Source organism: Herbidospora sp. RD11066, from assembly GCF_054661255.1.
This window is the reverse complement of record NZ_BAAGDO010000380.1, coordinates 1-234: the sequence shown is the minus strand read 5'-3', so window position 1 is coordinate 234 and position 234 is coordinate 1. Positions and strand designations below refer to the sequence as shown.

Sequence of the window (234 nt, the reverse complement as noted above, 5' to 3'; positions counted from 1 at the left end):
GAAGTGGCTAAGAAAGTAACAGATAAAGTTACATTCACTCGTGAAGCTAAGATTAACTCTGTAACAGGTGAGATCACATACGGTAACTGGACAGCTAAAGATGGAGATACAACATTCGATAAAGTTGAATCACCAGTCGTTAAAGGCTACATCCTGAAAGATGCCAAACAAAAAGAAGTAGCAGCTACAACAGGATTAACTGCAGACTCTAAAGATGAAAATATCGAAGTTGTC

At 38.0% G+C, this 234-nt stretch carries 1 protein-coding gene; it reads left to right on the top strand.

Annotation, left to right across the window (positions count from 1 at the left end):
* The coding region (locus ACYQ78_RS40150) for a mucin-binding protein (protein WP_459806243.1) at positions 1-234 on the top strand (234 nt) is incomplete at both ends.